The sequence below is a fragment of the uncultured Plantibacter sp. genome, assembly GCF_963518075.1.
Taxonomy (GTDB): domain Bacteria; phylum Actinomycetota; class Actinomycetes; order Actinomycetales; family Microbacteriaceae; genus Plantibacter; species Plantibacter flavus_A.
The window spans coordinates 124,754-145,893 of the sequence record NZ_CAUQHZ010000005.1 but is presented as its reverse complement, the minus strand read 5'-3'; the positions used below and the strand labels follow the sequence as shown (position 1 = coordinate 145,893).

Genomic DNA, 21,140 nt, shown 5'->3' with positions numbered 1-21,140 from the left:
CCGGATCGATCGATTCGAAAGGGAACAGCATGAGCATCAGCAAGCACGGCAGAGCCGCCGGCTTCATCGCGACGGGAGCCGTCGCCGCCCTCCTCCTCGCCGGCTGCAGCGCCGGAGGCGACGCCGCCACCGAACTGTCCGACGAGCCCGTCACCCTCCGCTTCACCTGGTGGGGCAACGACGCCCGCACGGCGGCCACGCAGGAGGTCATCGCGGCCTTCGAGAAGGAACACCCGAACATCACCATCGAGCCGCAGTTCACGGACTGGGCCGGGTACTGGGACAAGCTCGCCACCGAGACGGCGGCGAACGACACCCCCGACATCATCCAGATGGACGAGAAGTACATCGCCACCTACGGCGACCGCGGCGCGCTCCTCGACCTCAACACCGTGACCGACCACCTCGACCTCGGCGACTTCCCCAAGGAGACGCTGACGTCCGGCACGGTCAACGATTCGCTCTACGGCATCCCCTCGGGGATCACGAGCTACTCCATCGTCGTGAACCCGAACCTGCTCGCCGCGGCCGGCATCGAGATGCCCGACGACGAGACCTGGACCTGGGACGACTTCACCGCGCTGAGCGAGCAGGTCTCGGCAGCCGGTGGCGGATCGGTCTACGGCTTCCAGCCCTTCGGCTTCGAGGACGGTGGCCTCAACAACTGGGCCCGTCAGCACGGCGACGAGCTGTACAACGACAAGGGCGAGGTGTCCATCAAGCCGGAGACGCTCGCCTCCTGGTGGACGTACCTGCTCGAGCTCGTGAACGACGGTGCGACGCCGCCGGCGTCCGCGATCGTCGAGAAGCAGGCCGGTGGGCTCGCCGAATCCTTCACCGCGACCAACGCCGCGGCGTTCGCCCCCTGGTGGAACAGCCAGCTGACGGCCCTGACCGAGGCGAGCGGTTCGCCGCTCGAACTCCTCCGGATCCCGACCGTCGACGGTGGGGCCGACGAGTCGGCGTACTACAAGCCGTCGATGTACTGGTCGGCGTCCGCCCGGACCGAGCACCCCGCCGAGGCGGCGCTGTTCATCGACTTCCTCGCCAACAGCGAGACCGCGGCCGACTCGCTCCTCACCGAGCGCGGCGTCCCGGCCAACACGAAGATCCGCGAGTACATCACGCCGAAGCTGGCGGAGACCGACCAGGCGGTCGTCGAGTTCCTCGACGGGCTCGCCGACGACATCGGTGAGCCGCCGACCGTCACGCCCGCCGGTGGCAGCGCGATCGAGGCGCTCGTGAAGCAGTACACCGAGCAGGTCCTCTTCGGGAAGAACACGCCCGACCAGGCCGCCGAGGGGTTCATCAAGGACCTCAAGGCCGCGGTCGCCGCCGGCTGACCCGGCCACAGCCCTCGACCGGCAGCTCCACCACCGCTTCATCCGAGGGGGATCCCGTGACGACCGACCACCGCACCCGTCCGACCGGTCTCGCGCTGACGCACGAGGTCGGTACGGCCGTCGCCGTGCACCTCGCCGGGATCGACATCCTGCGGTACACCTACCGACCGGACACGGTCCAGCGCGAATCGCCGAAGCCGTACCTCCACCCGGTGCGCACGGCAGGTGGCGCGCTCGTGACGCTGGCCAGACCGCACGACCACGTCTGGCACACCGGGATCGCGTGGGCACTCCCGCACGTCGGCGACGACAACTTCTGGGGCGGCCCGACCTTCACCGGGACCGCCTACGAACAACTCGCGAACAACGGCCGCTCCGAGCACGTCGCGGTCACGGACGTCCGTGCCGACCCGGGCGAGGTGCGGTTCGCGCACACGCTCGCCTGGATCACGGAGGACGGTCGGCACATCGTCGACGAGGAGCGCGCGCTCACGGTGCGACCGGCCGCCGGGGACTGGACGCTGACCTTCGAGACCCGGATGCGCAACGTCTCCGGCCGGGACCTGTCGATCGGGTCGCCCACGACGAAGGGTCGGGAGAACGCCGGCTACGGCGGGCTCTTCTGGCGCGGCCCACGATCCTTCACCGGCGGCACCCTCCACACCCCCGACGGGAGCGGCGGCGAGGAGCTGCGCGGCACCCGCCACGCATGGATGGGGTTCACCGGCCTCCACGACGGAACGGCCGTGGCGTCGAGCATCGTCATCGTCGACGACGTCCGGAACCCCGCGCACCCGCCGCAGTGGTTCGCGCGCACCGAGGAGTTCGCCGGACTCTGCCCGGCCCCCTTCTTCAGCGAGGAGCTGCCGTTCGGAGCCGACGAGACCCTCGAGTTCCGCTACGCCGTCGTCGTCGCCGACGGTGCAGCCGGTGACGGCCGGGCTGTGGCGCTCGCCGCATCCGGTCGGGACGCACTCGAACGCTCGCGTTCGGGCCGCGCCGATCACCACGACAGCGCGCCCATCGCAACGCCCGCCGCGCCGACCCGGAAGGACCCACGCGCATGACCACGACCCGCGAACGCTACGCCCTCATCGGCACCGGACACCGCTCGCAGATGTACCTCGACGCCATCGTCGGCCCGCACGCCGACGTCGCCGAGCTCGTCGCCTGGAGCGACAGCAACCCCGGTCGGCTCGACCATTACGAGGGGGTCCTCGCCGAGCAGGGTGTCCCGCTGCCGGCTCGATACGGCCCGGGCGACGTCGAGCGGATGATCGCCGAGCAGCGCGTCGACCGGGTGATCGTGACGACCCCCGACTTCACGCATGCCGAGATCGTCTCGCGCGCGCTCCTCGCCGGTGCCGACGTCGTCGTCGAGAAGCCGCTCACGATCGACCGCGAGGGCGTCGAGCGCATCGCGGCGGCCGTCGCCGAGAGCGGCCGGAACGTCGTCACGACCTTCAACTACCGCTACAGTCCGCGGAACTCGGAGCTGCGTCGCATCGTGCAGGACGGTGGGATCGGACGGGTGACGGGCGTGCACTTCGAGTGGGTGCTCGACACCGTGCACGGCGCCGACTACTTCCGCCGCTGGCACCGTGAGAAGGAGCATTCCGGAGGGCTCCTCATCCACAAGGCGTCGCACCACTTCGACCTCGTCAACTGGTGGATCGGGGCTCGGCCGGCCTCCGTCTACGCCACCGGCGGCCTCCGCTTCTACGGCGATGCCAACGCGGCCGAACGCGGGCTCGCTGCGCGTCCGGGACGTGGATCGGTACCGGACGACGCCGAGGCGGCGGCTCGCGATCGCCCGAACGACCCGTTCGCCCTCGACCTGCGTGACGACCCGCGGCTCGAGTCGCTCTACCTGCGGGCCGAGCAGCACGACGGATACCTGCGCGACCGCGACGTCTTCTCGCCCGGGATCGACATCGAGGACAACCTGTCCGTCCTCGTCGAGTACGACGGGGGCGCCTCGCTCAGCTACTCCCTGAACGCCCACGCGCCGTGGGAGGGGTACCGCGTCTCCATCAACGGGACGGAGGGCAGGGTCGAGCTCGAGGTCGTGGAGCGCGCCGCCGTGCTCGTGGGGGCCGATGGGCGCGTCGTCCTCGACCCGAGCCTGAGCGGCGATGACGAGACCGCGGACGGCGCCGCGTCCGTCGCTCCGGTGCGTTCGCGCGGAGAACGCCTCGTGCTGCAACGCCACTGGGAGGAGGCCCGCGAGATCGAGATTCCCGAGGGCGTCGGCGGACACGGCGGCGGCGACGCGTTCCTGCTACGGCACCTGTTCGACCGCGTCACCGAGGACGAACTGGGACGCCCCGCCGGCTACGACGACGGCGTGCGGGCGATCTCGGTCGGCATCGCCGGGAACGAGTCACTGCTGACCGGGCGTCCGGTCGCGACGATCGCGCCGTGAGCTCCGGCCCGGATGCCGGCTCCGGCGCCGACTCGGACGTCGGGTCGATCCCGGCCGCTGAGCCGGTGACCGAGCCCGCCCTGATCACCGAGTCTGCGTCGGCCGCTGAGTCTGTTCCGGTCACCGAGCCTGTTCCGGTCGCCGGACCCCTCCCGGTCACTGAGCCCGTCCCGGTCGCCGGACCCGTCCCGGTCACTGAGCCTGTCGAAGTGCGCCCGACGACCGCCCCATCTTCGCCCGACGAGGGTGTCGACGTGCGCGCCAGGTCGTTCGCACCTCCACCCGGCCGCGACCCCGGTCTGCGGGCGCTCGCCGCCCGGTTCAGAGAGTCGATCCGGGGCATCAGTACCGCAGACGGATCACTCGACACCACGCGCACGCGCCTCGCCGAGGTCCTCGGTGTGCTCCCACGACCGGTGCAGCCCGAGCCGCCCCAGGAGCTCGGCCGCTGGACCCGCGACGGCGTCGACGGGATCGAACTCCGCTGGTCGACCGGGTTCGGTGTGCCGACGTCGGCGTGGCTCCTGCGTCCGGCCGGCGAGACGAGCCCGCTCCCGGGCGCGCTGGCGCTGCACGACCACGGCGGTTTCACGCGCGTCGGACGGGAGAAGCTCGCGGACGGACCCGACGGTGTCCCTGCCACGACGTCCGTGTCACGGGAGGAGTTGCAGGCGTTCCGCGACCGCTACTACGGAGGCCGCGCCGTCGCGTCCGACCTCGCGCGCGACGGGTTCGCCGTGCTCGTGCACGACGCGTTCGGGTGGGGATCACGGCGGAACCCGGACGAGGCCGTCGCCGAACGCTTCCATCGGACCGTCGACCTGCAGCTCGCCGGTCGTCGGTTCGCGTCGGTGCAGCGCGGGGAGCAGCCCGCGGCGGTGTCGCCCGGGCAGCGGTCCGAGCTTCTCGCGGGGGCCAACGAGCCGCAGCTCGCGAAGGAGCTGGGCGTCCTGGGCACGTCGCTCGCCGGTCTCGTGCTCCGCGACGACCTCATCGCGCTCGATCAGCTGGCGGCCGCGCCCGGGGTCCGTTCCGGAGCCGTCTCGTGCTTCGGTCTCTCCGGCGGCGGTGCCCGGGCCGTTCTGCTCGCAGCCATGGACGACCGGATCCGCGCTGCCGGCGTGGTCGCGATGATGTCGACGTTCGACGGGGTGCTCGACGGGCATGCCGATCAGCACTCGTGGACGTTCCTGTCACCAGGCCTGTCACGGGTCGGCGACTGGCCGGAGCTCGCATCCCTGCGCCCCCGTTTGCCGCTCCTCGTCCAGTACGCCGAGCGCGACGAGCTCTTCGAGCCGGCCGGCATGCGTGATGCCCACGCGATGCTCACTGAGCGGTACCGGTCCGGTGGCGAGCGCTCGGCCTACACGGGCACGTTCCATGACGAACCGCACAGCTGGTCGACACCGATGCAGGCCGAGCTGCGCGCCTGGCTCGCCGCCGCCCTCGCCTGACCGGCCCTGGTCCCGTCTCCAACTCAGGACATGTCCGGTGTGTCGTGCCGGGCTGGGGCGGCGCGCCGGGGGAGTCCTGAGTTGGGGACGGTGGTCGCGGTGTTCGCGATTCAGGACGGTTGCGGCGTGTTGGGGTGTGGGGCGGGTGCTGGGGTGGGTGGCGCGCCGGGTGTGTCCTGAGTTGTGAACGTGGGTGGGTGTGGGTGGTGGGGTGTCCTCAACTCAGGAGACGTCCGGAGTGTCGTGCCCGGGCTCGGGCGGCGCGCCGGGTGCGTCCTGAGTTGGGGACGGTGGTCACGGTGTTCGCAATTCAGGACCGGTGCGGTGTGTCGGGCCCGGGGCGGGGCTGGGGTGGGTGGCGCGCCGGGTGCGTCCTGAATTGTGAACGTGGGTGGGTGTGGGTGGTGGCCCCGTCCCCAACTCAGGAGATGTCCGGTGTGTCGGGGCTGGGCTGGGGCGGCGCGCCGGGGGAGTCCTGAGTCGGGGACGGGCAGGACGGCGGTCAGGCGCGGGCTGCGGCGGGGAGCTCCGGGACGCCGTCGACGCGGCGGGGGAGACGGAGCGGGTTCGCCTCGTGCAGGGCTTCGGGGAGCACGCGCTCGGGGGCGTCCTGGTAGACGATCGGACGCTGGAAGCGGCGCACCGCCGACGCGCCCACCGAGGTGTGGAGCGAGGTCGTCGCCGGCCACGGTCCGCCGTGGTGCTGCGCCCAGCCGACCGCGACACCCGTCGGCCAGCCCCCGAAGAGCACTCGCCCGGCGATCGGCTCGAGCCGCGACACGAGACCGGCGATGTCCTCACCGGGCGCCGCGTGCACGGTCGCCGTGAGCGCGCCACCGACCTCGGCCAGGACCGCGTGCAGCTCGGCGTCGTCCACGACCTCGATGACGAGCGTCGCCGGCCCGAAGATCTCCTCGAGCAGGACGTCGGGCGCGTCGAGGACCGTCACGGCGGTGGTCGCGAGGACGGTCGGAACGCCGGAATCCGCAGCCGCCGTCCCGTCGCCGAGGAGCGTCCGCACCCCGGGATGACCGGCGGCGCGAGCGGTGCCCGCGGCGTACGCCTCGGCGATGCCCGGCGTCAGCATGCGCCCGGCGACGGTGTCCGCCGCGGCTTGCGCGACGAGCTCGGCGAACCCGCTGCCGCTCGGCACGAGCACGAGACCGGGGTTCGTGCAGAACTGCCCCACACCGAGGGTGAACGACGCCGCCAGTCCGCGCGCGAGTTCACCTGCCGCCTCGCCCTGCAGTGCGGCCTCGGTGATGACGACCGGGTTCGTGCTGCCGAGCTCGCCGTAGAACGGGATCGGGGCCGGCCGCTGCGACGCGAGGTCGAACAGTGCGCGCCCGCCGGCGAGTGAGCCGGTGAACCCGACCGCGGTGATCGCCGGGTGCTGCACGAGGGCGGTGCCCTGCTCACGACCCTCGACGAGCGCGAACGTGCCGTCCGGGGCGCCGGCCGAGCGCAACGCCTCGGTGACGATCGCCGCGGTCAGTCGCGAAAGCCGCGGGTGGGCGGAGTGCGCCTTCACGATGACCGGACATCCGGCAGCCAGGGCTGATGCCGTGTCGCCACCGGCGACCGAGAACGCGAACGGGAAGTTGGACGCGCTGAAGACCGCGACCGGACCCGTCGGCCGGAGCATGCGTCGCAGCTCCGGCTTGGGCGGGGTGGTGGAGGTATCGGCGTGGTCGATGACGACCTCGAGGAATGCGCCGTCGCGGAGGACGGCGGCGAACAGCCGCAGCTGGCCCGTCGTCCGCGCGACCTCGCCCGTGAGGCGCGTGGTCCCGAGGTGGGACTCCTCGTCGGCGAGTGCGACGAGTTCGTCGACCCGTCCGTCGAGGGCGTCGGCGACGGCCTCGAGCCAGGCGGCGCGGGTCGAGGGCACAGTGGATGCGAGCTCGGAGGAGGCCGCGCCTGCTGCCGCGGCGACCTCGTCGAGGGTCGGAACGGCGGCACGTCCCGCATCGGACGCGGCGTCGCCGGTGTGACCTGCGGGCGTGACGGTGTCGCCGCCGTGGCCCACGCTGCTGCTGTTGCCGCTGCCGTCGGCGTCGTCGATACGTCCGCGGACGCTGTCCGAATCGTCGGTGCGCGACCTGGCGGGGGTGGTGCGGTCGATCGTGCCGGTGCTGTGGTCGGTGTCGTGCATGGTGATGACTCCTCGGGGATGCGGATGCGGCTGGTGGAGATCGGGCGAGTGGCGGATCGGGCGGCGGACGGGGTCAGTGCGCGACGGGAGCGCTCTCGGCGATCCGGTCGCGGATCACGAATCCGAGGCCGGGTCGCTGCTCGACCTGCACCAGTCCGTCCGCGACGGTGACCGGTCCGGGCGGATCGATGGCGCCGATCGCCACGAAGCCCGCGTCCTCGACGTCCTCGACCTCGGTGCGCTGCGGGAGGGCGAGGGCGAGCTGCCCGGAGAGGTCGGGGAGCAGATGCGGCGCGAGCGTCAGCCCGGCGTCGTCGACGAGCGCGGCGATCGCGAGGAAGGGGGTGATGCCGCCGACGCGCACCACGTTCGGTTGCAGGACGTCGGCGACGCCACGGTCGACGAGGTCGCGGAACCGGTGGATCGTGTGCACGTTCTCGCCCAGCGCGATCGGGATGTCGGTCGCCTGGCGCAGCCGTTCGTACCCCGCAGTGTCGTCGGAGCGCAGCGGCTCCTCGATCCACGCCGGGTCGACGACGCCGAGCCGTTCCAGGGACGAGACCGCGCGGTCGACGTCCCAGCGCTGGTTCGCGTCGATCATGAGCCGGCGGTCCGGTCCGAGCAGTTCGCGCACCATCGTCACACGGTCGACGTCCTCGGCGAGGTCTGGCTTACCGACCTTGATCTTGACGGCGTCGTAGCCCGCCGCGATCCACCGCTCGACCTGCGCGGCGAGCGAGGCGGCGTCGAGGTGGAGGTTCACGCCACTGCCGTACGCCCGGACCGTGTCGCGTCGACGGCCGAGGAGGTCGGAGAGCCCGAGACCGGCCCGTCGCCCACGGAGGTCCCAGAGCGCGGTGTCGAGCCCGGCGAGCGCGATCGTGGTGATCCCGCCACCACCGGCCTCGTGCAGATGCGCCCACAGTCGGGGCCAGAGCGCTTCGGGGTCGGTCGTCGCTCCGAGGGCGGCGGCCGTGATGTCGTCGTCGAGCAGCGCGCGGACGGCCGTCGCTCCGATCGTCGGTGTCCACGTGAAGCCCGAGCCGGTCGCCCCCTCGTCGTCGACGACGTCCACGCGGATGAGACGCAGCCACGGCGCCTCGGGCACCCAGGGGCGCGGCATGGTGAACCGGCCGAGCGAGGTGGTGATGGAGGCGATCCCCGGCATCGTCAGCGCCCTGTGGCGAGGGTCGCGTGCTCGGCGACGAGGTCGGCGCCGGTCGCGAGCAGCGCCTCCAGGCGGTCGGTCTGCTCGGGGGTCGGATCGACGAAGGGCGATCGCACGGAACCGACCGGGAGGCCACCGAGCCGGACGCCGGTCTTGATGAGCGACACGGCGAAGCCGGGGGTCTCGTCGCGGAGGGCGACCAGTGGGCGGTAGAACTCGCGCAGCAGGCGTTCTCGGAGCGGCTCGTCGTGCTCGGTGTACGCGCGGTAGAACAGCGTCGCGAGCTCCGGCAGCATGGCGAAGACGGCCGAGGAGTAGAGCGGGATGCCGATGCCGCGGTAGGCGGCCTGCGTGAGCTCGGCGGTGAGGAGGCCGTTGAAGAAGGCGAAGTCGTCTCGGCCCTCCTCGTGCACCGCCAGCACGATGTCCTGGGCGGCCGCGACGTCGCCGACGCCGTCCTTGAAGCCGACGACCTGCGGGTTGCGCGCGAGGTGGCGCATCGTCGCCGTCGTGTACCGGGCGTTGTTCCGGTGGTAGACGATCGCCGGGAGGCTCGTCGCCGAGAGGACGTCCTCGACGTACGCCTGCAGTCCGGCCGCCGGCCCGGAGACGAGGTACGGCGGCATGAGCAGGATCGCGTCGGCTCCCGCCTCCTCGGCCGCCGCGGCGAGTTCCTTCGCGGTCGCCACGCCTCCTCCGGCGCCACCGATGACCGGGACGGCGCCGTCGACGACCTCGACGGTCCGCCGGACGACGCGGGCGGCCTCCGACGGCGACATCGCGTGCAGCTCGCCGGTGCCGCAGGCGGGGAACACCCCTCCGGGGCGGTGTTCGAGTCGCGACTCGAGGTGGGTGCCGAGGAGCCCCAGGTCGACCTCGCCCGCGGCGTCGAAGGGGGTGATCGGGAAGTACAGGACGCCGTCGAAGGCGAGCGGTGCTGGCATGGTGGAGGTCCTCGTCATCGTGGGGCTGGGGCTGGAACAGGAATGGTGGCCGGCCGGCCGGTGTCGGCGGCGAGCAGATCGGTGAGCCTGGCCGCCTCGGCGGGGCTGAGCACGGATCGCCAGTCGTGCTCCGGCCGCCACCCGAGGTGGGCGGTCGCCTTCGCGCTGCTGAAGGCGGCGGCTCGGTCGACGAGTCCGTCGGCGAATCCGGCGGTGCTCGGGACGTGAGCGGGCAGCAGGGTGGACAGGGGCGTGAGGGCAAGTGCGTCGTCGGCACCGACGAAGTAGATCTCACCGGAGTGCCGGGCTTCCGCGCGATCGATCCAGGCGGCGACGAAGCGACCTGCGTCGCGCGCGTCCACGTAGTTGTACAGGGACACGGCTGCGAGGGCGGGATCGGCGAGCCGGTCGACGATGGTGTGCCCCTGCTGCGTCGGTGCGCCCTCCCACTCCTCCGGGGAGACGACGAAGCACGGCCGGAAGGCGCCGGTCACGACGGCGTCGCCGTGGGCTCGGGCGAGCATCGCGACCGTCGACTCGATCGCGACCTTCGACAGCGCGTAGGCGTTCCACGGGGCGACCCGGTGCTCCTCGGTGATGGGGAGCGCCTCGGGCGTCCACCCGTGCGGGGCGCCGTAGCCGATGACGGTCGGGCTGCTCGCGGCCAGCAGCCGGGTGGCTCCGGCGGCGATCCCCGCGGTGAGGGCGGTGAAGGCGAGCGTCTGGTTGGTCGACAGGATGACGTGCTCCGGCGCGCTGAAGGGCACGGCGATCGCCGCCAGGTGCACGACCGCGTCGGGCCGCAGGGCGGCGAAGAGCTCATGGGTGGCGTCGTGGTCGAGGAGGTCCGCGGTCCGGCCCTCGACGCCGGGGATCCCGGGGTCGGTCCGATCGACGGAGACGACCTCGTGGCCTGCTTCGGTGAGGGCGCTCACGACGCTCCGCCCGAGTCGTCCTGCGCCGCCGGTGACGATGATGCGCATCGGTGTCCTCTCTGACCACGTCCGGGTCGACCAGGCCGACCGCGCCGACCAAGAAACCGGTTTCTCGGGGTGAGCCTATAGGATGATTGACGACGGCACCACCCATGACGAGTTGGACGAGGACGAATGAGCAACCGGTTCCCCACTGCTGGCCCGACGCCGACGATCTCGGACGTCGCCGTGCAGGCGGGCGTCTCGAAGGCCACCGTGTCGCGCGTGCTCAACGGCAAGGCCACCGTCGACGCGGCGATCGCCGACCGCGTCCTCGCCGCAGTCGACGCCCTCGGTTATCGGCCGAGCATGCTGGCCCGAAGCCTGTCGCTCGGCCGCACGAACACCATCGGGGTCGTCGTGCCCGACCTCGAGAACCCGATGTTCCAGGAGATCCTGCGCGGGGTCACCCGGGCCGCGGCGGCCGACGGCTACCGCGTCCTCGTGACCGACACCGAGGAGGACCCGGCCGACGAGGCGGCGGCGGCCCGCGAAGCCCGTCGTCGCTGCGACGCGATCGTCCTCTGCTCACCCCGCCTGGCCGAGCCGGAGCTTCGAGCGCTGCTCGCGGAGCTGCACCCGGTCGTGCTCGTCAACCGCGAGCTCGCCGACTCGCCCGTTCCGTCGGTGTCCATCGACTACGCGAGCGGCATGGAGCAGGTGCTCGCCGAGCTGCACGCACTCGGGCACCGGCACATCCTGTACCTCGCGGGGCCCGCCGCGAGCCAGGGCGATCGCCTCCGGCGGGTCGGTATCACCCGTGCCCGCTCGGACCTCGGCGATCTTTCCGTCGACATCGTGACGGCCGGCTCTGCGCTGGTGGACGGCGCGGCGGTCGTCGAGACGGTGGTGCAGCACGACGCGACCGCCGTCGTCGCCTTCAACGACCTCGTCGCCCTCGGGCTCGTCTCGGCGCTCCGCGGTGCCGGTGTGTCCGTCCCCTCGGCGCTCAGTGTGGTCGGCTTCGACGACATCCCGTTCGCGGCGTTCGCGGTGCCGGCGCTCAGCACGGTGTCCGTCCCGCGGCGCGAGCTCGGTGCCGAGGCGTGGAGCAGACTGCGCGACACCATCGGCGGCGCGGACGGTGGACACCCGCTCGTCTTCCGACCGCGGTTCGTCGCCCGGGAGAGCACCGCAGCGCGCCCGGCCGCGAGTCCACCGGTCTGGCACGGAACCGAGCAGCACCCCACGTCACCGGAGCTGACCGCCCGGCTCGGCGACCGCGAGGTCCTCGCCCTCCACGACGGCAGCGGCCTCGGACCGACCGACGCCCCGCGACCGTTCGCGCATCCCGTCACCTCGCTCGGCGGGACCGTCGTCACGGAGTCCGCTCCCGACGACCACCCCCACCATGTCGGTCTCTCGATGGCCGTCGCCGACGTCGACGGTGTCTCGTACTGGGGCGGTCGCACCTACGTCGCCGGGCAGGGGTCGACGATGCTCGACAACCACGGTGCCCAGCGCGTCACCGAGACCGAGGTGGACGCCGGTGTGCTGCGTCAGACCCTCGACTGGGTCGGGCGCGACGGGACGACGCAGCTGCGGGAGTCGCGCAGCACGGTCGTCGAGGCGTTCGCCCTGCCCGGATCCGATGTCGGGAGCGGGAGGTCGGCGCTCCGCGTCGCCGTCTCCAGCGTCCTCCACACGGCGGGATCGACGGTGACGATCGGATCGCCGGCCACGAACGGTCGTGAGGGCGCCGGGTATGGCGGATGGTTCTGGCGGCTGCCCGCGGACGCCGGACGGTCCGTCCTCAGCGCGGAGGGGCCAGGGGAGTCGACCGCGCACGGCTCCCGTGCGGCGTGGGTCGCCTTCGTCCTCGACGCCGACGGGGGCGCCGACCCGGAGACGGGTGACGCGGCCGAGTCCGCCCCGACACCGGCTCGACGCCCCACGACCGTCCTGTTCCGGCAGCCCGCAGCGAACGCCTTCCCCTGGTTCCTCCGTGCGGCCGAGTACCCGGGAGTCGGGGTCTCGCTCGCCGCCACCAGCCGCACCGCCATCACCGCCGACACCCCGCTCGTCACCGGTCTGGAGGCGGTCGTCGTCGACGGCGCCCTGGACGCGGAGCAGGCGGACGCCATCCACCGCGCGCTCCTCACCGCCGAGGAACGCCGCACCGAACCGCGCAGTACCGAACTGCGCAGCACAGGGAGTGACGCATGACCAGCACCGACCACACCACCGCCCCGACCGTCGTGGTCGTCGGGATCCACGGCCATGGCGCCAGCCACGTGGCGGCAGCCAGGGCGCTCGCCGCGACCGGCGCGATCCACCTCGTCGGCCTCGTCGACCGGACCTTCACCGAGGAGGACCGCGCCACCGGGGACGCGCCGCTCCGCGGTTCACTCGAGGAGTGCTTCGCCGCCGGGCGGGTGGACGTGGTCATCCTCTCGACCCCGATCCACACGCACCTGGATCTCGCCGTCACCGCGCTCGAGCACGGCGCCGACGTCCTGCTCGAGAAGCCGCCGGTGACCTCGAACGACGAACTCGACCGGTTGGAGGCCACCGCCGCCCGGACCGGCGGGCTCGTGCAGGTCGGGTTCCAGAGTCTCGGATCACATGCGATCGGCGAGATCGCGGTCATCGTCGGCAGCGGGGAGATCGGGGCCGTGACAGCGCTCGAGGCGAGGGGCACCTGGGTCCGCACCGTCGGGTACTGGACGCGTGCCGCATGGTCGGGCAGGCGCTCGCTCGACGGTGTGCCCGTCGTGGACGGTGTCGTCACCAACCCCCTCGCTCACGCGGTCCAGACCATGCTGCGGCTCGGCGGTGCGACCGACCGCGCGGCGATCGCCACCATCGACCTCGACCAGTACCGGGCCAACGACATCGAGGCCGACGACACCTCGGTCGTCCGCATCACCCCACAGCGCGGTCCGGTCATGACGGCGGCGCTCACCCTGTGCGCGCAGGCGACGACCGACCCGGTGGTCACGGTGCACGGGGAGCTCGGCTCGATCCGGTTCCACTACACGCGCGACGAGGTCGAGGTGGTCGTCGACGGCGTCACCCGGCGACGCTGGACCACAGGCCGGACCGAGCTGCTCCCCGACCTCCTCCGCGCGCGCGAGGCGGTCCGGGCGGGTCAGGACGCCGCACTCGTCAGCTCCCTGGCCGACGCGTCCGCCTTCACCGCCGTCCTCGACGCGGTCCGATCGGCCCCAGCGCCGCACCCCATCCCCGCTGATCTCGTCGAGTGGTTCGGGACGGGCGACGAGCGCCGCCCGGTGATCCCGAGGATCGAGGAGCTCGTCGCCGAAGCGGCCGCCACCGGCAGCACCTTCGCCGAACTCGAGGCCGATTGGGCCCGGCGATGAACGACGAGCGACCCGGGCCGGACGAGGACGACCGCCGGCGCAAGCACGCCCGGCTCGTGTCGCTCCTGGAGGCCCGCGGAGCAGGCACGATCGTGCTGCGGTCCGCCGCCGCGGTCAGCTGGTACCTCGACGGCTCGCGCGTCCATGTGAGTCTCGCGGCCGACCCGATCGTCGCGGTCGTGGTCTCGCCGGGCGACGCGTGGCTCGTCGCGACCTCCAACGAGGTGGACCGGCTGCAGGCCGAGGAGCTGCCCGACATCCGCGTTCGGACGGTGCCGTGGCACACGCCGATCGACACGGTGCTGCCGAGCGGGGACGGGGTGCTGCAGGAGTCCGACGTCGCCGCCGAGCTTCGGGCGGCGCGTGCGTCGCTCCTCCCTGCCGAACTCTCGCGGTTCCGTTCGCTCGGGCGGGCGACGACGTCGGCGCTCGAGACGCTCGTCGACGAGGTCGCTCCTGCCTGGACGGAACGCGAGGTCGCGGCTGACCTCGCCGGGCGCCTCGTCGCGGCCGGGATCGACCCACTCGTCCTCCTCGTCGCCGGGGAGCACAGACTCGCCCATCGGCACCCGCTACCGACCGAGGGGCGACTCGGTTCCCGGGCCATGGTCGTCGCCTGCGGCCGCCGCGACGGGCTCATCGTGAACCTCACGCGGTGGTTCGACGAGGGCGGCACCCCGGCCGAGCCGTTCGCCACCGGCATGCAGCGCATCCGGGCCGTCGAACGTGCCTATCTCGACGCCACTGTTCCGGGTGCCTCGCTCGCCGACATCCTCCGGACGGGGAGTGCCGCTTACGCCGAGCAGGGCTTCGACGTCGAGGAGTGGACGAAACACCATCAGGGCGGTGCGGCCGGCTACGCGGGACGCGATCCGCGCGCCACGCCTGAGGCGAGCGATGTAGTCCAGCCCTGGCAGGCCTTCGCCTGGAACCCGACCGCACCCGGCGTGAAGGTCGAGGACACCGTCGTGGTCACGCCGGACGGTGTCGAGGTGCTGACGACGAGCTCGGCCTCGACCCACCAGATCCCGTCCACCGTGGGAGGCTGAAGACATGACCCAGCACATCGTCATCGCACCGGACTCGTTCAAGGGCACGGCGACCGCCGCGGAGGTCGCCGAGGCGATCGCCGACGGGTGGCGGACCGTCCGGCCGGATGACCTCCTGCAGTCGCTTCCCATGGCCGACGGCGGTGAGGGCACGCTCGACGCATTCGCGGCCGCCGTGCCGGGTGCGCGTCGGCACCCGATCACGGTCACCGGCCCGGTCGGCGACGCGGTGGACGCTGAATGGCTCGAGTTGCCCGACGGCTCCGCGGTCGTGGAACTGGCGCAGACGAGCGGGCTGACCCTCCTCGACCCCCTACAGCCGTTCGCGGCGCACACCGTCGGCTTCGGCGAGGCCATCGCAGCCGCGCTCGATCACGGTGCGCGACGACTGCTGCTCGCGATCGGCGGAAGCTCCAGCACGGACGGTGGAGCCGGACTCCTGTCCGCGCTGGGCGCCCGGTTGATCGACGCCGACGGCGGTTCGACGGCGCACGGCAATGCGGGGCTGGCGACCCTGGACCGGATCGACACCACCGGCCTCCGTGCGCTGCCGGCCGACGGTGCGGTCATCCTCAGCGACGTGACCAACCCACTGCTCGGCGACCGCGGTGCCGCAGCGGTGTTCGGACCGCAGAAGGGGGCAGACGCCACGGACGTCACCGTCCTCGACGCGAACCTCGCGCGGTTCGCGCGTCGAGCCCAGGACGCCTTCGGCCAGGACCTCGCTGACGCGGCAGCGGTCGAACCCGGCGCCGGTGCCGCGGGCGGTGCGGGCTTCGGCCTCCTCGTGTGGGGCGCCACCGCCACCTCGGGCGCGGGTGGTGTCGGTGAGGCGATCGCCCTCACGGAAGCGGCCGCCGCGGCGTCGATCGTGATCACGGGCGAGGGCCGCTTCGACGACCAGACGGCCGACGGCAAGGTCGCATCCTGGGTCGCGGGGCTCGCGGCGGACCGGACCATGCTCGTCGCCGGAGCGATCCAGGCGCCCACCGAGGGGATCTTCCTCGCGGCGGCCTCGCTCACGGAGCTCGCCGGCGGCGTCGAGGCGGCGATGGCCGAACCGCTCGTCCACCTGCGTGCGGCAGGGGCGGCACTGGCCACCCAGTACCGCCCCTGATCACGTCACCCGGCGGTGACGTACGTCAAGCGGTGACGTCGATGAGGACCTTCCCGACCGTGTCGTCCTCGACGGCGGCGTGGGCCGCAGCCGTCTCGGCGAGCGGGAACACCGTGAGCGCCAGACCGTGGTCTTCGCCGACGTGGAGCGCGCCGTCCTCGATCGCGGCGGTGATGTCCTCGGCGGCCGCGTCGAGCGCGGCATCGCCGACCGTGTAGAGCAGCATGAACTGGAGCCGCGTGTTGAGCCCCATGTGCGGACGGATGTCGAGCGTGATCGAGTCACCGCCGTTGTTGGCGTAGCTGACGACCGTGCCACGCGGGGCGAGGACCGCCTGGTCGAGGGGGAGGTTCTGCGCGATCGCGACCTCCACGACGAGATCGACGCCGTCGGGTGCCACGTCGTGGATCGCCGCGGCGGTGTCGCCCTCGCGGTAGTTGACGACGTGGTGCGCTCCCGCGGCGGTCGCGAGGCGGGCCTTCTCGTCGCTGCTGATGGTGCTGATGACCGTCGCGCCCGCCCAGCGCGCGAGCTGGATCGCGGCGTTGCCGACGGCGCCGGCGCCACCCTGGACGAGGACCGTCCGACCGTCGAGGGCACCGGGGGTGAGGCGGGTCGGACCATCCTGCGCGACGGTGAGTGCACGGTGCGCGGTCATCGCGGGGACACCGAGGCTGGCGCCGAGTTCGAAGGACGCGGCGTCGGGCAGGGGGACCACACGGGAGGCGGACTGGACCGTGAACTCCTGGGCCGTGCCCAGCGGGCTCTCGTGTGCAGCGAGGTACACCCAGACGCGGTCGCCGACGGCGAAGGTGGTCGTGGTCGCCGCGTCGCCGGCAGCGGGGCCGACCGCGTCGATGACGCCGGCGCCGTCGAGGTTCGGGACGACCTCGGGGAAGGGCATGCCACCCGAGGGGCCGCCGCCGCGCCTGGTCTTCCAGTCGGTCGGGTTGACGCCGGAGAACGCGAGCTTGACGCGGACCTCGCCGGGGCCGGGCTCGGGGAGCTCGCGCTCGACGAGGTGGAGGACGGACGGGTCACCGTTGGTGGAGTAGACGATCGATCGCATACCGTCGCCAACGTCTCCGCCCCGCGGAAGATTCCGTGGTGGCACTTCGACAGGCTCAGTGACCGGTGGGGGTCGGCTCGGTGACCGGCGGAGGTCGGCCCCGGGACCGGTGGAGGTCGCCTCGGGAACCGCCTCAGGCTCGGGCGGCGTACTGCTCCCGGGCGATCCCGGACGCGTCGGCGGCGACCGCCTGAACCGCACCGTCGCCGGCCCCCACCGCAGTCCACACCGGACGGGTCCCGCTGAGCGCCCAGGCCGCCTGCACCGCTGCGCCGTCGGCGACGTACTCCCCGGGTGCCGGCACGACGACCGGCACGTCGAAGACCTCGCGCGCGATCGCCTGCACCGCCGGGTTCTGCGCCGCTCCGCCGATGAGGAGGACCCGTTCCGCCGTGACACCCTGCGCGAGCACCGCGTCGAGACCGTCGGCGAGTCCGCAGAGCAGCCCCTCGATCGCCGCCCGGGCGAGCCCCTCCCGCGTCGTCGACTCCAGGGTCATGCCGAAGAGGGTCGCCGTGGCGTCCGGCCGGTTCGGGGTGCGCTCACCCTCGAAGTACGGCTGGAGCACGAGACCGCGCGCCCCGGCCGGGGCCTCGAGCGCGAGTCGACCGAGTTCCGCGTGGTCGACGCCGAGTAGCGCGGCCACCGCGTCGAGGATCCGGGCGGCGTTGAGCGTCGCGATGAGCGGCAGGAACGCGCCGTCGGCCGAGGCGAACCCGGCGACGGTGCCCGAGCTGTCGCGGACCACGGCCGGCGTCACGGCGAACACCGTCCCGCTCGTCCCGATCGACACGACGACGTCGCCGGCCGTCGCCCCGAGCCCGAGGGCGGCTCCGGCGTTGTCACCGGCGCCCGCCCCGATGACGGTGCCCGGCCCGATGAGGCCACCGTCGACACCGGTCCCGGCCGACTCCTCCGGCGCGAGCACGCGCGGGAGGATCGCATCGTGGCCGAGCGCTGCCATGAGCAGCTCGCGGTCGTACTCGCCGTCGGCGGGGGACCAGTACCCGGTGCCGGAGGCGTCGGATCGGTCGGTCGTCAGTTCGGCGAGGTCCGCGCCGAGTGGGCTCTCGTCGGTTGGGCCGAAGCCGCGCAGACGCCAGCTCAGCCAGTCGTGGGGGAGCGCGACGGCGGCGACCTCGGCGGCGTTCGCGGGTTCGGCGTCGCGCAGCCAGCGCAGCTTCGTGATCGTGAAGGAGGCGACGGGGACGCACCCGGTCCGCTGGGCGAGTTCCGCAGCGCCGAACTCCGTGATGAGGTCCGTCGCGGCCTGCGCGCTCCGGGTGTCGTTCCAGAGGAGTGCCGGACGGATGACGCGTCCGTCGACGTCGAGCGCGACCATGCCGTGCTGCTGGGCCGCGACCGACACCGCGGCGACATCTGCCAATCCGCCTGCGGCGGAGGCCGCCTCCTGCAGCGCCTGCCACCACGCGGCCGGGTCGACCTCGGTGCCTGCGGGGTGCGCCGCGCGTCCTTCGCGGACGAGTGCTCCCGTCTCGGCGTCGCGGATGACGACCTTGCAGCTCTGGGTGGACGAATCGATGCCGGCGACGAGCGTCATCGCTCTCCCTGTTCTCGGTGGTGGGCGGTCGGGTGACCGCCGGGTCTGCTGTGGGGGTGGAACGCGGAACGGCGTTCCGCCCCCGATCCTCTCGGATCAGGAGACGGAACGCCAGGTTCGCGGGTGTCGGTCAGCGCGCGCCCATGAGGTGGTCGACGGCCAGCTGCTGCAGGCGGACGAACCCGAAGCCCTTGCCGCCGAAGTAGGCGTCGGCGTCGAAGTCCTCGTACGACGAGCGGTCGGCGAGCAGCTGCTCGACGGTCTCGCCGGGGTTGAGCGTCGGCTCGCGCAGCTCGGGCACGCGGGCGGCGGCCAGCGCCTCCTGCACCTCGGGGTCGGCGCGGAACGCCTCGGCGCGTTCCTTGAGCAGCAGGTACATGCGCATGTTGGCGGCTGCGGAGTCCCACACGCCGGTGATGTCCTCGGTGCGGCTCGGCTTGTAGTCGAAGTGACGCGGGCCGTCGTACGCGGGGCCGCCGTTCACGCCACCGTGCTCGAGGAGGTCGACGAGCGAGAACGCGTTCTGCAGGTCGCCGTGACCGAAGACGAGGTCCTGGTCGTACTTGATGCCCCGCTGGCCGTTGAGGTCGATGTGGTAGAGCTTGCCCTGATAGAGCGCCTGGGCGATACCGGCCGTGAAGTTCAGGCCCGCCATCTGCTCGTGGCCGACCTCGGGGTTGATGCCGACGAGCTCCGGGCGCTCGAGGGTCTCGATGAACGCCATCGCGTGGCCGAGTGTCGGGAGCAGGATGTCGCCGCGGGGCTCGTTGGGCTTCGGCTCGATCGCGAAGCGGATGTCGTAGCCCTTGTCGGTCACGTAGTCGCCGAGGAAGTTGACGGCCTCGCGGTAGCGCTCGAGGGCCGCCTGCACGTCCTTCGCGGAGTCGTACTCGGCGCCCTCGCGGCCGCCCCACATGACGAAGGTCTTGGCACCGAGCTCGGCGGCGAGGTCGAGGTTGCGGAGCACCTTGCGGAGGGCGAAGCGACGGACGGCGCGGTCGTTGGAGGTGAAGCCGCCGTCCTTGAACACGGGCGCGCTGAACAGGTTGGTGGTCACCATCGGCACGATGACGCCGGTGTCGGCGAGGGCCTGCTTGAGGCGGTCGATCTGCTTCTGGCGTTCGGCGTCGGTCGAGCCGAAGGCGAAGAGGTCGTCGTCGTGGAAGGTGAGGCCGTAGGCGCCGAGGTCGTTCAGGCGGGTGACGGCCTCGACCACGTCGAGGTCGGGGCGGGTGGGGCCGCCGAACGGGTCGGTCCCGTTGTAGCCGATCGTCCAGAGGCCGAAGGAGAACCGATCGGCTTTGGTGGGGGTGAGGCTCATGCGTGCAGTCCTTCAACGTCGTTGGTGAGTGGATGATTTGTTGTTAACCACAACTTATAACCGAGAGTAGCAGATCGTCGGCCTCGCGTCACCGGTCGAAGGTCGCGAAATATTTCGTTAGCATGGGCAGAACTTCTCGCTGGAGAGACGGCCGCCCGGCCAGACGGAGCGGGATCGGAGGACTCGGATGAGCGACGACCTCGCGGTGCAGACCGCTGGACCCGGTGCCGGTGGCGGGCGCGCGACCCTGTCGCGCATCGCCAGGGAGGCCTCCGTGTCGGTGTCGACCGCCTCGAAGGTGCTCAACGGGCGGCCGGGGGTGTCGCCGGACACCCGGGAGATCGTCGAACGGCTGCTGGACCGCCACGGGTACAGTCGCCGCGGTGCCGAGCTCGCGCAGGGCTCGCTCATCGAGCTCGTCTTCGAGTACATCGACAGCTCGTGGTCGCTCGAGATCATCCGCGGTGTCGAGAAGGTCGCGCGCCAGCACGGCATGAGCGTCACCCTCACCGAGACGGGCGCTCGGCGTTCGACCGGCGAGGGTTGGGTCGAGAGCATCATCTCGCGGAAGCCCGTCGGGGTCATCCTCGTGTTCTCGGACATCGACCCGGCGTACCGGCGCCAGCTCCACACGCGCAACATCCCGGTCGTCGTGGTCGACCCGGCGGGGGACCCGGGCCCGGAGGTCGCCGCCATCGGCTCCACGAACTGGTCCGGTGGGATGGCCGCGACGCGCCACCTCATCGAGCTCGGTCACCGCAGGATCGGCTTGATCTCGGGCCCGCAGGACCTCATGTGCTCGCGGGCGCGGGTCTCCGGCTACCGGTCCGCGCTCGAGGAGGCCGGGATCCCGCTCGACGAGACGATCCTGCGCCGCGGGGAGTTCATCCCGGAGGCGGGGCGCGTCCTTGCGCTCGAACTGCTGCAGCTCGAGGACCGACCGACCGCGATCTTCGCCGGCAACGACATGCAGGCGTTCGGTGTCTACGAGGCGGCGCGCTCACTCGGGATCTCGATCCCGGAGCAGCTGTCGGTCGTGGGGTACGACGACGTCCCGCCGGCCAAGTGGGTCGGCCCGGCTCTCACGACCATCCGGCAGCCGCTCATCGAGATGGCCGAGGAGGCGACCCGCCTGGTGCTGAAGCTCCGCTCCGAGACGGTCGACAACATCCGCCTCGACCTCGCCACCTCCCTCGTCGTCCGGGGTTCGACCGCTGCCCCGCCCGCCCCCTAGCCC

The 21,140-nt window shown here is 72.3% G+C and carries 16 protein-coding genes; 9 read left to right on the top strand and 7 right to left on the bottom strand.

Features of this window, described 5'->3' with window-relative positions:
- Positions 1–29: 29 nt before the first annotated feature.
- From RWN05_RS08495 to RWN05_RS08480, 4 genes are all read left to right on the top strand, one after another.
- Positions 30–1,343, top strand: coding sequence for an ABC transporter substrate-binding protein (locus tag RWN05_RS08495; RefSeq protein ID WP_083397120.1), 1,314 nt, complete (start codon positions 30–32; stop codon positions 1,341–1,343).
- Positions 1,344–1,399: 56 nt separating this feature from the next.
- Positions 1,400–2,410, top strand: a complete 1,011-nt coding sequence (locus tag RWN05_RS08490; protein WP_314139266.1) for a PmoA family protein — start codon at positions 1,400–1,402, stop codon at positions 2,408–2,410.
- Positions 2,407–3,768, top strand: a complete 1,362-nt coding sequence (locus RWN05_RS08485) for a Gfo/Idh/MocA family oxidoreductase (RefSeq protein WP_314139265.1) — start codon at positions 2,407–2,409, stop codon at positions 3,766–3,768. The genes RWN05_RS08490 and RWN05_RS08485 overlap by 4 nt, the downstream gene beginning before the upstream one ends.
- A 254-nt stretch (positions 3,769–4,022) precedes the next feature.
- A complete protein-coding gene (locus RWN05_RS08480) occupies positions 4,023–5,222 on the top strand; it encodes an acetylesterase (RefSeq protein ID WP_314139263.1) in 1,200 nt (399 codons plus the stop codon).
- Positions 5,223–5,724: 502 nt separating this feature from the next.
- Here RWN05_RS08480 and RWN05_RS08475 read toward each other — a convergent pair.
- The 4 genes from RWN05_RS08475 to RWN05_RS08460 all read right to left on the bottom strand — a co-directional run bounded on the left by RWN05_RS08475 (position 5,725) and on the right by RWN05_RS08460 (position 10,472).
- Complete coding sequence (locus tag RWN05_RS08475) at positions 5,725–7,377, bottom strand: aldehyde dehydrogenase (NADP(+)) (protein ID WP_079003228.1); 1,653 nt, start codon at positions 7,375–7,377, stop codon at positions 5,725–5,727.
- A 73-nt stretch (positions 7,378–7,450) separates the two neighbouring features.
- Entirely contained in the window at positions 7,451–8,545 is a 1,095-nt protein-coding gene (locus tag RWN05_RS08470) for a mandelate racemase/muconate lactonizing enzyme family protein (RefSeq protein WP_314139262.1), read from the bottom strand.
- A 2-nt stretch (positions 8,546–8,547) separates the two neighbouring features.
- The gene (locus RWN05_RS08465) at positions 8,548–9,489 is read right to left on the bottom strand and encodes a 5-dehydro-4-deoxyglucarate dehydratase (protein ID WP_314139261.1); all 942 of its coding nucleotides are present in this window, start codon (positions 9,487–9,489) and stop codon (positions 8,548–8,550) included.
- 14 nt (positions 9,490–9,503) lie between these two features.
- On the bottom strand, positions 9,504–10,472 hold the full coding sequence (locus RWN05_RS08460; protein WP_314139260.1) for an NAD(P)-dependent oxidoreductase: 969 nt from the start codon (positions 10,470–10,472) through the stop codon (positions 9,504–9,506).
- Positions 10,473–10,598: 126 nt separating this feature from the next.
- On the opposite strand from RWN05_RS08460, the gene RWN05_RS08455 reads away from it, so the two are divergent.
- Genes RWN05_RS08455 through RWN05_RS08440 form a run of 4 tightly spaced genes read left to right on the top strand, consistent with a single transcriptional unit; the run spans position 10,599 to position 15,952 of the window.
- Positions 10,599–12,629 (top strand): DUF6807 family protein, encoded by a 2,031-nt coding sequence (locus RWN05_RS08455; RefSeq protein ID WP_314139259.1) that lies wholly within the window; start codon positions 10,599–10,601, stop codon positions 12,627–12,629.
- Positions 12,626–13,786 (top strand): Gfo/Idh/MocA family oxidoreductase, encoded by a 1,161-nt coding sequence (locus RWN05_RS08450; RefSeq protein WP_314139258.1) that lies wholly within the window; start codon positions 12,626–12,628, stop codon positions 13,784–13,786. Before RWN05_RS08455 ends, RWN05_RS08450 begins: the two co-directional genes overlap by 4 nt.
- Positions 13,783–14,835: a M24 family metallopeptidase gene (locus RWN05_RS08445; protein WP_314139257.1), complete on the top strand. Its 1,053-nt coding sequence runs from the start codon at positions 13,783–13,785 to the stop codon at positions 14,833–14,835. Before RWN05_RS08450 ends, RWN05_RS08445 begins: the two co-directional genes overlap by 4 nt.
- 4 nt (positions 14,836–14,839) lie before the next feature.
- Positions 14,840–15,952 (top strand): glycerate kinase, encoded by a 1,113-nt coding sequence (locus RWN05_RS08440; protein ID WP_314139256.1) that lies wholly within the window; start codon positions 14,840–14,842, stop codon positions 15,950–15,952.
- A 25-nt stretch (positions 15,953–15,977) separates the two neighbouring features.
- On the opposite strand, the gene RWN05_RS08435 is transcribed toward RWN05_RS08440, so the two are convergent.
- From RWN05_RS08435 to xylA, 3 genes are all read right to left on the bottom strand, one after another.
- On the bottom strand, positions 15,978–17,021 hold the full coding sequence (locus tag RWN05_RS08435; protein WP_314139255.1) for an NADPH:quinone reductase: 1,044 nt from the start codon (positions 17,019–17,021) through the stop codon (positions 15,978–15,980).
- A 133-nt stretch (positions 17,022–17,154) separates the two neighbouring features.
- Complete coding sequence (xylB, locus tag RWN05_RS08430; RefSeq protein ID WP_079003220.1) at positions 17,155–18,582, bottom strand: xylulokinase; 1,428 nt, start codon at positions 18,580–18,582, stop codon at positions 17,155–17,157.
- A 130-nt stretch (positions 18,583–18,712) separates the two neighbouring features.
- Complete coding sequence (xylA, locus tag RWN05_RS08425; RefSeq protein ID WP_064295008.1) at positions 18,713–19,903, bottom strand: xylose isomerase; 1,191 nt, start codon at positions 19,901–19,903, stop codon at positions 18,713–18,715.
- A 187-nt stretch (positions 19,904–20,090) separates the two neighbouring features.
- Here xylA and RWN05_RS08420 point away from each other — a divergent pair, with 187 nt between their 5' ends.
- Entirely contained in the window at positions 20,091–21,137 is a 1,047-nt protein-coding gene (locus tag RWN05_RS08420) for a LacI family DNA-binding transcriptional regulator (RefSeq protein WP_314139253.1), read from the top strand.
- The last annotated feature ends 3 nt before the right edge of the window (positions 21,138–21,140 follow it).

Coding starts and splice junctions, on each gene's coding strand:
- RWN05_RS08495 (WP_083397120.1), top strand. CDS start 30: ATGAGCATCAGCAAGCACGGCAGAGCCGCCGGCTTCATCGCGACGGGA.
- RWN05_RS08485 (WP_314139265.1), top strand. CDS start 2,407: ATGACCACGACCCGCGAACGCTACGCCCTCATCGGCACCGGACACCGC.
- RWN05_RS08475 (WP_079003228.1), bottom strand. CDS start 7,377: ATGCACGACACCGACCACAGCACCGGCACGATCGACCGCACCACCCCC.
- RWN05_RS08470 (WP_314139262.1), bottom strand. CDS start 8,545: ATGCCGGGGATCGCCTCCATCACCACCTCGCTCGGCCGGTTCACCATG.
- RWN05_RS08465 (WP_314139261.1), bottom strand. CDS start 9,489: ATGCCAGCACCGCTCGCCTTCGACGGCGTCCTGTACTTCCCGATCACC.
- RWN05_RS08460 (WP_314139260.1), bottom strand. CDS start 10,472: ATGCGCATCATCGTCACCGGCGGCGCAGGACGACTCGGGCGGAGCGTC.
- RWN05_RS08455 (WP_314139259.1), top strand. CDS start 10,599: ATGAGCAACCGGTTCCCCACTGCTGGCCCGACGCCGACGATCTCGGAC.
- RWN05_RS08450 (WP_314139258.1), top strand. CDS start 12,626: ATGACCAGCACCGACCACACCACCGCCCCGACCGTCGTGGTCGTCGGG.
- RWN05_RS08445 (WP_314139257.1), top strand. CDS start 13,783: ATGAACGACGAGCGACCCGGGCCGGACGAGGACGACCGCCGGCGCAAG.
- RWN05_RS08440 (WP_314139256.1), top strand. CDS start 14,840: ATGACCCAGCACATCGTCATCGCACCGGACTCGTTCAAGGGCACGGCG.
- RWN05_RS08435 (WP_314139255.1), bottom strand. CDS start 17,021: ATGCGATCGATCGTCTACTCCACCAACGGTGACCCGTCCGTCCTCCAC.
- xylB (WP_079003220.1), bottom strand. CDS start 18,582: ATGACGCTCGTCGCCGGCATCGATTCGTCCACCCAGAGCTGCAAGGTC.
- xylA (WP_064295008.1), bottom strand. CDS start 19,903: ATGAGCCTCACCCCCACCAAAGCCGATCGGTTCTCCTTCGGCCTCTGG.
- RWN05_RS08420 (WP_314139253.1), top strand. CDS start 20,091: ATGAGCGACGACCTCGCGGTGCAGACCGCTGGACCCGGTGCCGGTGGC.